This is a genomic window from Rhizorhabdus argentea (assembly GCF_037861105.1).
Taxonomy (GTDB): Bacteria; Pseudomonadota; Alphaproteobacteria; order Sphingomonadales; family Sphingomonadaceae; genus Rhizorhabdus; species Rhizorhabdus argentea.
Window position 1 is genome coordinate 1 of record NZ_JBANFK010000042.1, and the last position, 13,518, is coordinate 13,518.

Here is a 13,518-nt window from a genome sequence, read left to right on the forward strand (position 1 = left end):
TTCGTCAATTCGGCGAGCGTAAATGAAATACGGCCGCTCTTCGATGATTATGTCGAGTGCAGAAGCACGCGCAATTATGGCTATCAACTCGTCAGCCGGTTCACCGGCGAGCCGGTCGAAGTGGACGGCGGAAGCATGGCGGCATACTCGGAAGGCGTGAAGTGGAGCACCAACCATTATTATCCATCACCGGAAATGCACGAGGATGCTGCCGATGCGCTGACAGGGTCGCTGGCGCGTCTCACACCGACACAAAAGAACGCCGCGTCAGTCTAGGAGCCTGTCTGAGTAATGCGCTCTACATTGGGATCGGAACCTGATTCATCGGGGTGATCGCTAAGAGATTTCGCGATTGGCGGTCGTGCGGCTGCGCGGAGCAGGAGAGCCGCAGGCAAAATCACCTGTGCAAGCAGGCATGGCGTGGGAGGGCGCCTTGCTCCTTCGCCGGCAGGAACATGGGGGAAGCGCGATGACGGGGGAAGCGCTACGCTGCTGCGACACGAGGCGACCAAGGCCCGCACGCTAGCCAGAATGTCGGCGAACAGGATCGCGACCGGTTGCTCTCCGTTGCCCGGCCGCTTGAAGCGGAGGCGATCGATATCGAGCTGGAGCGCCTGGTCCGCGCCTGCTGACTTCGGCACGGCCACATGAAGTCCCCATGTCAATGCAGTGCTATCGGCGTTTCACTTGACTGATGAACAACGGAGCCTTGCCGCAGGCGGGCAGCAGCTTCTGCGCCATTATAAGCTTCAACAGCGTCCATTCGAACGCCGCGTATCTGGCGAAGAGGCTGCTGCGCACCGGCTGCGCTCCTGACCGTCTGCGTATGAACACTGGGGCGAGGGCGAAGGCTACTCGATGAGCCGAGCTGCCGGCACGCCAAGCGAGCTTGCCAACTTTTCCACTATGGTGACAGTGGGATTACGCGCGCCGCGTTCGATGTCGCTGATATAGGTGCGGTGAATACCGGCCTCATGGGCAAAGGCCTCCTGACTCCAGCCCTTCTCCTCGCGGAGGATGCGGACGTTCTTACCCAGGCGCGTGCGTATATCCACGCCGAGCTAAAGACACGCGCGTCGACGATCAATCTACAGACGATCAGTGACAATCTGGTTGACTGCCGCCCGCTTCCGAGCATTGGTCATGTCACTCATTGGCGACGGAATGTCATTGTTCGTCGCCCGAGAGGAGACAGGCGCGACGACGTAAGCCGAAGCTGAACGCGTCGCCCGAGCGAAGGGGACGTCATATGGCTGGATGGACGATGAGGCTCAGCCCTCGATCCACATGGAAAGGGGCTGCTTACACCCGTCGCGGATATGGGTCATGAAGATCCTGGCATTGACCAACCTTTTCCCCAGCCCGTCTCGGCCGCGGAACGGGATCTTCCTGAAACATCGCCTGCAGCACGTCTCACGGCTGCCCGGCGTGGAATATCGCGCGCTCGTGCCGGTGCCCTGGTTCCCCTCCACGGCGCGGATATTCGGCAGCTACGGCAAGCTGGCGCAGACGCCGCGCGAGGATGACAGCAGCGGAATTGCGGCGCGGTTTGTTCGCTATCCCATGCTGCCAAAGATCAGCACCTGGCTCACGCCGTTCAGCATCGCGCTGTCCGCCCTGAGGGCGATCCGGGAGTTGAAGCGAGCGGGCTTTGATCCGGATGTCATAGACGCCTATTATCTCTATCCCGATGGCGTGGCCGCCTGCATGGTGGGCCTCTGGCTACGAAAACCCGTCATGCTGACCGCCCTTGGTACAGACGCGACACAGATCGCGCGCCAGATCATTCCTGGCGCGCTGATCCGATGGGCGTGCGCCCGCGCGATTGCGGTGACCGCTGTCTGCCAGGCGCTGGTCGACCAGTTGATCAGCTGTGGCGTCACGCCCGACACGCTGCATGTAGTACAACATGGCGTCGACCACGCCTTGTTCATGCCGCCAGAGGACAGGCCGGCCCTGCGCCGGGCCCTTGGAATGAAGCAGTTTTCCGTCCTCTCGGTCGGCCATTTGTCACAGAACAAGGGTCAGTATCTTGCGATCCGCGCTGTGGCCGAGATCCCCGACGCGGAACTCACGATCGTCGGCGACGGCCCAGAGCGAGACAGGCTGAGGGCGCTCGCCAATGCTCTCGGCGTATCTGACCGGGTCCATTTTACCGGGCCGGTCGACCAGACTCACCTGGCCATGCTGATGGGTGCTGCCGACCTGCTGGTGAGCTGTTCGGAATATGAGGGCATCTCCAACGTGCTGCTGGAGGCGCTCTCATGCGGGACACCGGTCGCCGCCACGCCTGTCTGGGGCTCGCCCGAGATCGTTGCCGACTCGAGGGTGGGGCTATCGTTCGAGGATCGCAGCAGCGCTGCCATCGCGCGGGGCATCCGGTCCGCTATAGCGCGCCGTTGGGACCGCGCCTTCATCTGTCGCCACGCGCTACGCTATGACTGGACAGCCGCTGCCGAGCAGCACCACCGGGTAATGCTGCAGGGGTTCGGAATATGTCCAGGATCCCCGCGTGGCAGGCCGACTCCCGTGGACGATCTGACGGCGATAGATGATGGTTCGGACCAAGTGCGGCGCTCGACCTGCGCCACAGCTCTACCGGCCGCGCGATGAAGCATCCCATCATCAATCCGCCGCCGCGCCGCCGAGCTGCGTGACCCGTACTTTCAGATTGAGGACTTCCTCGCTCCGCCAGCAGGGTTGGTGCGGCCTGGATTAAGGCTCTGACCCTCGATCCAGACAGCCGGTACTCGCCTTTGGGGAGGCCTACCCGCGCGGCTTACCATGGGCGGTCACTCAATAATCGTCCACGTCATCATCGTCCAAAATCCAGTCCGGCAGGGGCGGCAGCGGTGGTCGTCGGTTGGTGCGAATGATCCGGGTTCGCCTGCCCCCGGGCTCATATTCGGTGTCGGCCGTGCGCCAGTGGTCGCGTAGCCATTCGAGCATCTGAGTGAGGCTATCGACCTGATCATCGTGTTTGCCAGCCGGGAATCCGCGCAACTCGGCCAGAAAGCAGTCGAGGCCGTCGAGTTCGGCCGGCAGGTAAACCCGTCCCTCCTCGATCTGCCCGGTCTGCGCGATGAACCGATCCGCTTTGTCGCCGCGCGGCCGATAGCCGGTCGGCGTGAACGGCCCATTTTTCCTGAGCTCCTGGCAGATACCGACGCCGGCGTTGGAGAGCTCGATCAAAACTATATCAGCACGCCACTTCACGCGCTGAGCAATCACCGCACGCTTCAGCTCGGGATATTCGAGCCGCTGCCGCAGGATGTCGAGCAGGAACAGGCGGCCCGCGAGATACCCCCATGTTGTGCACACCGACCAGTCAGCTGTGGGCAAACCGCTCGCGGCAGTGTCCCAGCTCTGGAACACCTTGTCGAAGTGGCTTCGCCGAAAGGGGCGACTGAACCGCCGAAAATGCTCGATCCGGATCAGATTGCCCTCAGGCGATACCGGGTCCTGCAGATACATCGCCGAGAAGATCTGCGGCCCGCATTCGATACGCTGCGCGCGCGCATCCTCCTCGCTGAACAGCTCCGGGCAAAGCAATTCGCCGCGTTTGAAGCGATAGGTCTGGCCCGGACCAACCTCGATCTCGGCGTCGTGCTGGGCGATGGCAGGCAGGACGAGGCGCTCATAACCCTTGTCGCGCAGATAGGCTGGAAGGTCATCCTCGTGCAGCCGCTGCTGGATCGATATGATCGAACCGGTCGCGCGCCTGGTCAGGCGGGTGACGAGTGTTCCATCATACCAGAGCTTCATCTTTTCGCGCAGAGCAGGGCTGTTGGCATCATCCGCCTTCATGAGATCGTCGAGGATGATGAAGTCAGCGCCGGTACCGGTGATCGTCCCTGTCACCGACGCTGCCAGGCAGCGGCCGTGCCGGGTGGTCAGAATGTCGAGCTGCCGGTTGCCGCGCTTGGCGATCCGCATACTGGGATACATCCGCTGATACCAATCGCTCTCCAGGACCGAGCGTCGGTGACCAGCATGTTGCAGCGACAGGTCTTCCGAATAGGTGACGACCATGATCTTCAATGAGGGGTTGCGGCCGAGCAGCCAACAGGGAAAGGCGACGGCCACCGTGATCGATTTCAGAGCCCGCGGCTGAAGCCAGATCATCGATCGCGTGAGCCGACCGCCTGCGACTTTTTCGAGCCACCAGCACATCGCACGCAGATACCAGGATGGCCGGAGCGGCGGCAGGTGAGGATGGAGATGCGCGAAAACGAGCATCACGAATGCCATGAAGCGAATCTTTGCGAGCGCCTCGACGACCTCGGGATCCGACGGCCGGCTCATGCCGCACCTCCCTGGGCGCCCGCCTCGGTTTCAGCGCGCACCTCCTGGGCGAACCAATCCACAATCGCCCGGCCGGTGTCGGTGAGCTCACCTGACGCATCGACGGCGGGAGTCTCGATGTCGCTCGCCTCATCGTCGAGGTCGACGAGCGCCCAGCGTGCCAGCGCGAACATCGTATTACGCGCCCGCCAGTCCCCGTCGAATGCCGCCTTGCGCTCCTGCATGACCAGCGCCTGGAAGGTGGTCATCTTCTTCTTGCGATCGCCTTTGACACGCACATCGACGGCTTCCAGCAGAACTTTGCGAACAATAGCCTTGCTGCCCTTGGCCTTCTTGGGGCGGCCATGCGGATTGCCTGACACTCCCTTGGCAAAGCTCCCGCTATTGGGCTCGCGTTTACGCCCGGGCTTTTTCCCCGAAGCAGCATCGTCGGCATCCGCGTCATCAAGGGGCATATCCGCAATCAGGCGGTTGCCCATGGCGGCATCGGGCGCCGCGACGATGCGGGTGCGCGGACGCGGCGATATGATGGAATTGCTATTCATGCTGATTTCCTAAAAATGCAGTGCAGTGGGTGCGCGATCAGACGGAGGCAGCCATCCGCCGGCGCGGCGACGGATTGATCACAGGCGAATTGATCACGGGCGCGTCTGGCTGCGCGCGCTCAGCCATCACCTCAGCGAAACTCTGGCCGGTGGCTTCGAGAATGGCCGGCAGCCCGCTGAAAGCCTCGAGACGACGAACCGCGACGTCGACATAGACGGGGTCGAGTTCGATGCACCGGGCGACGCGGCCCGTGCGCTCGCACGCGATTGCAGTGGTGCCCGATCCGAGGAAGTTATCGAGCACTATGTCGCCGCGATTGGTGACATCGCGGATCGCATCGGCTATGAGGGCTACGTTCTTGGGCGTGGGGTGATCGCCCAACTCCTTGCGGTCCTTTCCGAAGCTGTTGGCGCCCGGCGCGAGCCATAGGTTGGTCCGGTATCGACCGTACTTCCCGAGCTGCACGTTGTTGGTGACCGATGGGCCCGGCTTTTTAAACATGGCGATCAGTTCATGCTGTGATCGCCACAAGGAGCCCATGGAGGCATTTGTCTTCCCCCACACGCACATGTTGATCAGCTCAAGGCCGATCCCCTCGCCAGCCACGATCAGCGGTGCTATGGATCGCCAATCCATGAACGAGGCCAGCACCGCACCGGGACGGCAATGCTCCGCGGCGAGCGTGAGCTGATCGCTCAGAAAACCAGCGAATTTGGGCTTGGACAACTCCCCTGAGGCCATGGCAAATTCGCGGTGCTGGATCTTGCCGAGGCCACCGACATGTTTCTTCACAGAAACATTATATGGGGCGTCCTGCATCACCATGTCGGCGAGTTTGCCTTGCATCAGGCCGACATAGGTATCCGCTTGAAGGCTATCGCCACAGATAATGCGGTGAAGGCCAATGACCCAGACGTCACCCAGCCGCGTGACGGTATCGGATGACGCGGCGGGAACAAGATCGGCGGCATCGCCGTCGTCCGATGTAGGGTCGGTCTGCTCCTTGAGGCTCTCGATCCTGATGTCGATTTCGGCATGCTCGAAGCCGGTCGCCTCGATGCTGAAGTCGAAATCAAGCTCGCCGATTTCCTTCAGCTCGACCGCAAGGAGATGGTCGTTCCAACTGGCCAGCGTGGCGACTTGGTTATCTGCCAGGATGAAAACCCGCTTTTGGGCTTCCGTGAGATTGGGTGCCCTCACCACCGGCACCTGCTTCAAGCCTAGCATTCGCGCGACCTCGAGACGCGCCTGACCCGCGAGCAGCTGGTTGCGCTCAGCCAGCATGAGTGGTGTGAGCACACCGGTAGCGCTGACCGTCTGCGCCAGGACATGAAGGTGCTTTTGCGAATGTTCGCGCGGATTGCGCGTGTTGATGACGATATCGTCGGGTGCAACCCACTCGACGATATGAAACGGAACCGGCGTAAAGTCCTCGGGCGGTTCGAACGAACGGCGCGAGGGCTTCAGCTTCTTGGGGGGCGGTTGGATGCCTTTAAGTACGGACATGATCTGTCTCCAGAATTGGAGCCGATCAGGTTGGAGGATGGGGGTGAGCAGAGCGAAGGCACGGCGCAGCCCTCATCCAGCGCCCTGTTCGGCGTTGGGATGATGGCTCGTGCTGCGCTTTGGCCAGGCGGCCGGTGCTATCTGCTCGAGGCGACCCACCGGGTCACGTGATCTTTATATCTGATGCATAACCATCTGACAAGAGACGACATTTTTTGTCAACGAGATGGTTGAGTCGGCGCGCGCGCCGCGCGAACCTGCGACAGCTGCAAGATGCGCTTATCGCACCTGATTACATCGGCGACCTGCCTGTTCCGGCCTGAAAACAGCCTGTTCCTGCAGCCTGCTCCGCGTGCAGGTGATCGTGAAATTCAGGCGTGTTTGCAGGTATTTACAGCGACGCGAGTAGCCACCATCATGCCGGATATCGCGTAGAGCCTGTAAAATGGCCCTGAAACAGGCTGAGAGAGATCTGAGACCGGTTCGCGCATGACTGGGTGGCGCACCACTTTTCCCGAGCTTGCAGAGCAAAATAGGCCGGTCTGCGACAGACCCGCATTCATGGCGGAGCTCCGCGCTATTCTGATCCCGGATTGCATCTGCCATCGTGCGCCGGAGATGATTTTTGTGGCAACATCTGCCAGTCATACCGCCGCTGCTATCCCAAGGAGAAGCTTGGAAAACAGTCACTATTAAATTACGGATAGCTAACGATCGCGTTTCGCAGGGAAGCTTCTGGAAATTTAAAACGCCGAGGATGGGACAGGTCGATCAGGCAGGTGGCTCGCGGCACCATGGAATGACAGCGTTCATTCGTCAGTTCGCCCTGGCAATTGCGCTCGGCGTTGCGGTATTCGTCGTCGCCAATTACAGCATGTCATTCCCGCAGAGTTCGCAGGGGATCTCCAGCATCTGGTTGACCAATGGCCTTCCGGTGGCGGCGTTGTTGCGATCACCGCGTCGGGATTGGCCATGGTTGATCGCGGCGGCGATGCTGGGCAACGCAGCGGCGCTGGCATACCGGCTCGATATCGCTCCACCGATTATCCTGTACCGCATAACCAGCAATGCGCTTCAATATTGCCTTTGTGCCTATCTGCTGCGGCGCCAGCTGGGAGAGAATATCGACATTGCCGAACCGAGCCACTTGCTCGGGATCGTCACGGCAGGCGCCCTGACGACGTGCCTGAAGCTGGGATATCTGATCGCCGGATATAGCGTTCTGCAACCGGAAACGATCTTTCGCGCCGAGGATATCTTCGCATGGATGTTCAACAACAGCTTGGGTCTGTTCGTCCTCCTGTTTCCAATCCTCGCCATTACATCAAAACCGGAATTCGAGACGAGGCCATTCGACTTCGTGGGCGGGGTCTTCCTCCTGATCCTGGCGGGATCACTTTATCTGGTATTCGGTCCTCTCTCTTTCCCGGGCGTTTACATCATCATTCCGCCGCTGATGCTGCTTGCGTGGCGTCATGGCCTGCGCGGGGCTGGGGTGGGAGCCTTGTTCACGATCGCCGCGGCGGCGGCATTGAGCCAACTCGGCGGCGGGGGAATCGCCGGCAAGCTCATTGCTGCTGGTTACAGCCCGATCATGCGCGGAGCGTATCTCGAGCTGTTTTTCTCCGTGGCGATCTTGACGAGCCTTCCGCTGGCCGTGGCTCATGGTCGTCAGCAGCGCATGGGCAATGCGCTGGCAGACGCTCTCGCCGCATCTGAAAAGCGGGCAAAGCTACTGGCGAAGAGCGAAGCTGCCGCAACCCAAGCCAAGGATCGGATGCGAGCGATTATCGAGACCTCGACCGATATCATCTGCACGCTCGACGGTGAAGGTCGGTTTGTCGACATAAGCGAGAACTGCGAGGCCCTCTGGGGGTGGCGGCGCGAGCTTCTTATTGGGCGATTGTGCACCGATTTCATGCATCCGGACGACCGCGCCACCACCGCCGAGGATTACCTGCGGAGGATACAAGGATTGCCGCGCAAGACGCCGCGTAATTCCTATGTGCGGCCGGATGGCACCTTGGTGCCGATGCTATGGTCGGCGACGTGGGCCGAGAAGGAGCAGCTTTGTCATTGCGTGGGTCGCGACATGACGGAGCATGATGCTCTGGAGGCACAGGCGCAGCAGGCTCAGCGGATGGAGTCCATCGGGCAGCTCACCGGCGGGGTCGCCCATGACTTCAACAACCTACTGACGATCATCATCGGCAGCAGCGAGACGCTGGCCGCTCAGCTCGATCAACCGCCACAGAGAAAGCTCGCCGAATTGATTCTTCGCGCCTCGGAACGCGGCGGCCAGTTGACCAGGCAGTTGCTCGCCTTCGCCCGCCGGCAGCCGCTCGAACCGCGTAGTTTCAACGTCGAGGCTGTCGTTGAGGCCGCGGAACCCCTCATCCGCCGGGGGATTGGCGGAGCCATCCGCCTGGTGATCGAGAGGCCATCCAACGCCGCTTGCGCCTATGCCGACCCGGTGCAGACCGAGGCCGCGATCCTCAACCTTTGCATCAATGCGCGCGACGCCATGCCCGATGGCGGCAAGATCACGGTTGCTATCGAAAACATAAGGTTCGCGGAGGAGTTCGTCGCCGGCAGGACCGAGGTTGAACCAGGCGACTATGTCGCGATCCGGATCAGCGACACCGGCACCGGCATCGCCCCCGAGGTGGTCGATCGCATCTTCGAGCCATTCTTCACCACCAAGGAGATGGGTCGGGGAACGGGTCTCGGACTCAGCATGGTCTATGGCTTCGTCAAGCAGTCACAGGGGTATCTCGATCTCGACACCGAACTGGGACGGGGCACGACCTTCTCGCTGTATCTTCCCGCCTCCGCATCCGATATCGTTTCGGTTGGCGACGAACGGGCGGTCGATGACGAGATCGAAGGGGGCAGCGAGAATGTCCTGGTGGTCGAGGACGACGATATGGTTCGCGTTCATGTCCGCGCCCAACTCGAGAACCTCGGCTACCGGGTTATCGAAGCGCCTGACGGACCTTCGGCGATGGCGATCCTCGAGGGCCGCGACGATATCGACCTGCTGTTCACCGATATCATCATGCCGGGCGGAATGAACGGCCGCGAGCTGGGTGAGCGCGCCGCGGCCCGCTGGCGCCACCTGCGGATCCTCTACACTTCGGGCTATACGAGCGACGCGCTGACCGAGAACGGCCGGCTGCTCGAAGGCGTGACCCTGCTCTCCAAACCCTATTCCAAACGACAACTTTCCGAGAAGGTTCGGAAAGTCCTAGACGAGGTATAGCGAGATGGCACAACAGACTTCCGGCCACGTCCACATCGTCGATGACGATTCCGATGTTCGGGCCACCTTCCGTCAAAGGAGAGGGATATGGGGACGGTGACTAACCAAAGGCGTGCCATATTGTGGAGTGGTTCCGCATTGGTAATGGGATTCTCGTCGGCTGCGGTGCTCGCGCAGTCAGCTCCCCCTGCTGCACATGGTGCCGCGGAGAGTTTCCGGCGCACCGCATACTCGGAAGAATCGGCCGAGATCATAGTTAACGCCCGGAAGCGCGATGAAACCTCGATGGCTGTCCCGGTGGCCATCTCTGCAGTCGGTGCAGCAGAGCTCGAGCGGCGTGGTGTCACCAAACTCGATGATCTGTCGAAAATGGTGCCGCAACTGCAAATAGGTGACAGCGCCGGCGGGTTCCAGGGAGGCACCATAACGATGCGTGGGCTCGGCTCAGGTGATGGAAACCCACTTGTGGACCAGTCTGTTTCATACGTGGTTGACGGTGCTCCAGTGGCGCGTGCAACGATTAGGCGCATGAGCGAAATCGACATCCAGCAGATCGAGGTCCTCAAAGGTCCACAAGCGTTGTTTTTCGGGAAGAACAGTCCCGGCGGTATCATTTCCATACGCTCTGCCGATCCGACCGCATCGCTTGCGGCAAAATTGGCCTCAGGGTACGAAGTCAACGCGAAAGAAGCTCAGCTTCAAGGCTATATATCTGGGCCACTGACGGACACGTTGGGTGCCCGCCTCGCCCTGTCCGGCTCGACAATCAATGGTGACGTAACCAATACCATTCCAAAAGATCATCCGCTGGCGCCAGAACACCGTAGCCGTCCCCATGATCGCGAATTTGCGGGACGGCTTACGCTGAAATGGGAGCCTTCTGAATCGTTCAATGCACGGTTCAAACTGAACCACGGAGTCACCAGAACCGCTGGCCTGGCGGAGAACGCCCAATTTGTCTTCTGCGCTCTCGGTGATATCAACCAATATGGTAACGTATTTTCCGACTGCAAACCAAACGGCAAGGGTTTCTTTCCGAAGATCGATCCGACCTTCGCAACTCGCGATTACCGGTTTCGTGATGGCGAACCCTACCTAAGCCAAAAGCAGACCCTGGGATCACTGGAGCTTAACTACCTACCCACAAACAGGATCACCGTAACGTCAGTCACTAGCCTTTATGACTCTGAACTCGACTATGCGGATATGCTCGCATTGGACGTCAGCGGACGTGGATTGGTAGTGGCGACGAACCTGGACATTCGCGATTTTAGCCAAGAATTACGGTTGGCAAGTAGATTTGAGTCCCCATTGAACTTCACGGTTGGAGCTTTGTACACGAGCTCAAAGGGAACCGCCATCATTGATGCGTTCGTGGGGTTGCCTTCCCGCGTCGCCGGCCGTCAAAGAGCAGTCGTTGACAGCAACGCCTATTCGTTCTTCGCTCAAGCCGAGTGGGATGTTCTTGACACATTGGAGTTGGCCGGCGGAGCCCGCTACTCACGCGAGAAGAAGAGCGCAAAATACTTCCTCGGCCGAGACCCTGGGATATTCGATATACCTCGCGCTATTAACCCACCTAAACGTACATTCGACAATATATCGCCGGAGGCAACCCTGACATGGCGGCCCAGCCCTAAGCTGACGTTGTTCGGTGCTTATCGCACCGGCTTCCTGTCCGGTGGCTATAACACGAATGTGACCGGCGCACTCGACCCCTCCTACAACCAGCAAAAGACGAAGGGCTTTGAGGTTGGCACAAAGTCAATTCTCTCTGGCCGAGATTTGCAGTTTAATATCACTGCGTATCGCTACGTCACGACCGGCTTGCAGGTCACTATCGCCTTCATTCGTGCTGATGGCGTACCTAACTCACAGATATTCAATGGCGGCAAGATGACGTCCAAGGGTGTGGAGTGGGATTTCAACTACATCACCCCGTTGGATGGCTTATCGGTGAGGGGTGCTCTCGGTTATAATCACTCACGCTACAATGAATTTTCGGCGCTCTGCTACCGAGGTCAGACGATTTCTGCGGGCTGTAATCAGGTTTTTAGCCCGGCCACTGGCGCCTTCAACAGCCAGGACTTGAAGGGGCAGCAGGTCATTCGAGCGCCGGATTGGACGATCAATACGGGTGCAACCTTTGAAACTGCGATCTCAGCTGGGATGAGAATTTCGCTCTCGGGAGATGCGGCATACACATCGAGTTTCTTTACCGAGACCCGTAATATTCCTCAAAGTAGGCAAAAATCCTATTGGCAGGTTGACGCTGGTCTGCGGCTGATCAACGAGTCTGGATGGGAGATTGGTTTGATCGGCAAAAATCTGACAAACGAATATTATTTTATTCGTACGGCCGAAGCTACTAGCCAGGGTACAACGCCTGGGTTGGCGACCGGGACCCAGTCGGACCTAACAGGCGCCGTTAGTCGCGGCAGACAGATAATGCTGCGCGCCTCTATTAAATTTGGCGACTAGTGCCGCGGGCGGATCGGTGAGAGGAGTAGACATATCCCTGTTACCGTTCGCTCGAGAGCGGGAATCAACTCCTAATTCACATATAGAAAGCGGCCACCTGCCGTGCGAATGGAGATAGCGCATGAGTAAATTACTGTTGCTCGTGAGCGCGATGGCCGTCGGTCCAGTAGCTGCAGAACCACCGAGAGCCAGCACAGCGTTTGTCTACGACCAGATGTCGCAGTCTCCTGTCGCCATCCCCCTTGGCGAACAGGGCCTCCAAACGGTCGTTGCCGAGCCCTGGTTGTCTATCTCCAAGGAAACACCAGCGCTTGCTGGATCGAATGACAAGCTCCTGCTCGAGGGCGCGGCTTTTGACCGTGAGGGTGATCTCTTGCTTGTCGAAATTGTCGGGGGGCGCGTATTGCGGATCTCACCCAATCGCACATTGAGCGTCGTGCTGCCGAAGAACACTGATGGATCGGCTGGGATAGCCGTTCACAAGGATGGTCGAATCTTTGTCGCGGGCATAGGCGACATGCAGCGCGGCGGCTGCGTGTTTGCGATACGGCCAGATGGTTCCGGTAAAGAGAGCATCATCTCCCGCGAGAGGGGCTATATTCCCGACGATCTTGTTTTTGATAATGACGGTGGCTTCTATTTTACGGACCTCAAAGGGAATAATGCCGAGCCGATTGGCGGTGTTTTTTATATGTCGCCGGACAGGAAAACACTCACGCCTGTCATGTCGGGCTTGTCCATGCCTGACGGCATTGCCCTCAGCCCGAACGGAAAAGTCCTTTGGGTCGGCGAGACCGGGAAGGGCCTTCTACATCGGATCGAGCTATCGGCCGCAGCCAAAATCGGTCTATTGGGGACTACAATACCTTATCATTTCACGGGCGCGCGGGCCGATTCGGTCCGCGTCGACGCCGATGGCAATGTCTATGTCGGCTTGTTCGGCGAGGGCCGCGTTCTTGTATTCAATCCTAAGGGAGTGCCGATTGGCCAGCTTCTTGTACCGGGCCGCGAGGATGGAAAATTCCTCTACACGACCAGCATGGCGATCAAGCCGGGTACCAAGGAACTCTATATTCTTGCCAGCGACCAGGACGGCCGCGGAGCAATGATTTTCCGGAGCAGCGCGTTCTCGAAAGCGCCGATCTTGTTTTCCCACCAGTAGGACGGCCGTTGGAGTGCTACGAAATCACTGGAACTCGTTTGCTAAGATAAGGCCGCGCTTGGGCCGGCAACAATGCTGAATTGATAGGAGAGTCCTGGATGAAGATTGGGATTGGATGCACGAGAATGCTGGGCAACGACCCAACTGGCGCCGATGTAATCGGGCTGGCGCGGCGGGCCGAGGAGCTAGGCTTCAGTTCGTTCACATTGGGCGACCATGTGGTGATGCCGACGACGTTCGACGCATCCGTTTACCC

The 13,518-nt window shown here is 59.5% G+C and carries 10 protein-coding genes and 1 pseudogene; 6 read left to right on the forward strand and 5 right to left on the reverse strand.

Annotated elements, in window-relative coordinates; translation table 11 throughout:
- Positions 1–276 (forward strand): P-loop NTPase family protein (locus tag AAC645_RS19910; RefSeq protein ID WP_340318325.1); only part of this gene is annotated, 276 nt, incomplete at its 5' end.
- A gap of 575 nt (positions 277–851) precedes the next feature.
- Here the strand turns inward: AAC645_RS19910 and AAC645_RS19915 are convergent.
- Entirely contained in the window at positions 852–1,055 is a 204-nt protein-coding gene (locus AAC645_RS19915; RefSeq protein ID WP_340318326.1) for a helix-turn-helix domain-containing protein, read from the reverse strand.
- 271 nt (positions 1,056–1,326) lie between these two features.
- On the opposite strand from AAC645_RS19915, the gene AAC645_RS19920 reads away from it, so the two are divergent.
- Complete coding sequence (locus tag AAC645_RS19920; protein ID WP_340318327.1) at positions 1,327–2,613, forward strand: glycosyltransferase; 1,287 nt, start codon at positions 1,327–1,329, stop codon at positions 2,611–2,613.
- Positions 2,614–2,796: 183 nt separating this feature from the next.
- Here the strand turns inward: AAC645_RS19920 and terL are convergent, their stop codons facing one another.
- The 4 genes and pseudogenes from terL to AAC645_RS20560 all read right to left on the reverse strand — a co-directional run.
- Positions 2,797–4,305, reverse strand: a complete 1,509-nt coding sequence (terL, locus tag AAC645_RS19925; protein ID WP_340318328.1) for a phage terminase large subunit — start codon at positions 4,303–4,305, stop codon at positions 2,797–2,799.
- Positions 4,302–4,784 (reverse strand): DUF5681 domain-containing protein, encoded by a 483-nt coding sequence (locus AAC645_RS19930; RefSeq protein ID WP_340318329.1) that lies wholly within the window; start codon positions 4,782–4,784, stop codon positions 4,302–4,304. The genes terL and AAC645_RS19930 overlap by 4 nt, the downstream gene beginning before the upstream one ends.
- 103 nt (positions 4,785–4,887) lie before the next feature.
- Positions 4,888–6,060, reverse strand: coding sequence for a DNA modification methylase (locus AAC645_RS19935; protein WP_340318334.1), 1,173 nt, complete (start codon positions 6,058–6,060; stop codon positions 4,888–4,890).
- A gap of 45 nt (positions 6,061–6,105) precedes the next feature.
- Positions 6,106–6,231 (reverse strand): annotated as a pseudogene (locus tag AAC645_RS20560) (ParB N-terminal domain-containing protein); the annotation flags it as partial.
- Here AAC645_RS20560 and AAC645_RS19940 point away from each other — a divergent pair.
- From AAC645_RS19940 to AAC645_RS19955, 4 genes are all read left to right on the forward strand, one after another.
- The gene (locus tag AAC645_RS19940; RefSeq protein ID WP_340318330.1) at positions 6,181–6,528 is read left to right on the forward strand and encodes a hypothetical protein; all 348 of its coding nucleotides are present in this window, start codon (positions 6,181–6,183) and stop codon (positions 6,526–6,528) included. The pseudogene AAC645_RS20560 and the gene AAC645_RS19940 overlap by 51 nt on opposite strands.
- 628 nt (positions 6,529–7,156) lie before the next feature.
- Positions 7,157–9,619, forward strand: a complete 2,463-nt coding sequence (locus AAC645_RS19945; protein WP_340318331.1) for an ATP-binding protein — start codon at positions 7,157–7,159, stop codon at positions 9,617–9,619.
- A gap of 87 nt (positions 9,620–9,706) precedes the next feature.
- Entirely contained in the window at positions 9,707–12,100 is a 2,394-nt protein-coding gene (locus AAC645_RS19950; RefSeq protein WP_340318332.1) for a TonB-dependent receptor, read from the forward strand.
- A 121-nt stretch (positions 12,101–12,221) separates the two neighbouring features.
- A complete protein-coding gene (locus tag AAC645_RS19955; protein WP_340318333.1) occupies positions 12,222–13,262 on the forward strand; it encodes an SMP-30/gluconolactonase/LRE family protein in 1,041 nt (346 codons plus the stop codon).
- Positions 13,263–13,518: the final 256 nt, after the last annotated feature.

What these genes read in the sequence shown, in the direction of transcription:
- AAC645_RS19955 (WP_340318333.1), top strand. Translation starts at nt 12,222, where the DNA reads ATGAGTAAATTACTGTTGCTCGTGAGCGCGATGGCCGTCGGTCCAGTA.
- AAC645_RS19940 (WP_340318330.1), top strand. Translation starts at nt 6,181, where the DNA reads ATGAAGGTGCTTTTGCGAATGTTCGCGCGGATTGCGCGTGTTGATGAC.
- AAC645_RS19920 (WP_340318327.1), top strand. Translation starts at nt 1,327, where the DNA reads ATGAAGATCCTGGCATTGACCAACCTTTTCCCCAGCCCGTCTCGGCCG.
- terL (WP_340318328.1), bottom strand. Translation starts at nt 4,305, where the DNA reads ATGAGCCGGCCGTCGGATCCCGAGGTCGTCGAGGCGCTCGCAAAGATT.
- AAC645_RS19950 (WP_340318332.1), top strand. Translation starts at nt 9,707, where the DNA reads ATGGGGACGGTGACTAACCAAAGGCGTGCCATATTGTGGAGTGGTTCC.
- AAC645_RS19945 (WP_340318331.1), top strand. Translation starts at nt 7,157, where the DNA reads ATGACAGCGTTCATTCGTCAGTTCGCCCTGGCAATTGCGCTCGGCGTT.
- AAC645_RS19930 (WP_340318329.1), bottom strand. Translation starts at nt 4,784, where the DNA reads ATGGGCAACCGCCTGATTGCGGATATGCCCCTTGATGACGCGGATGCC.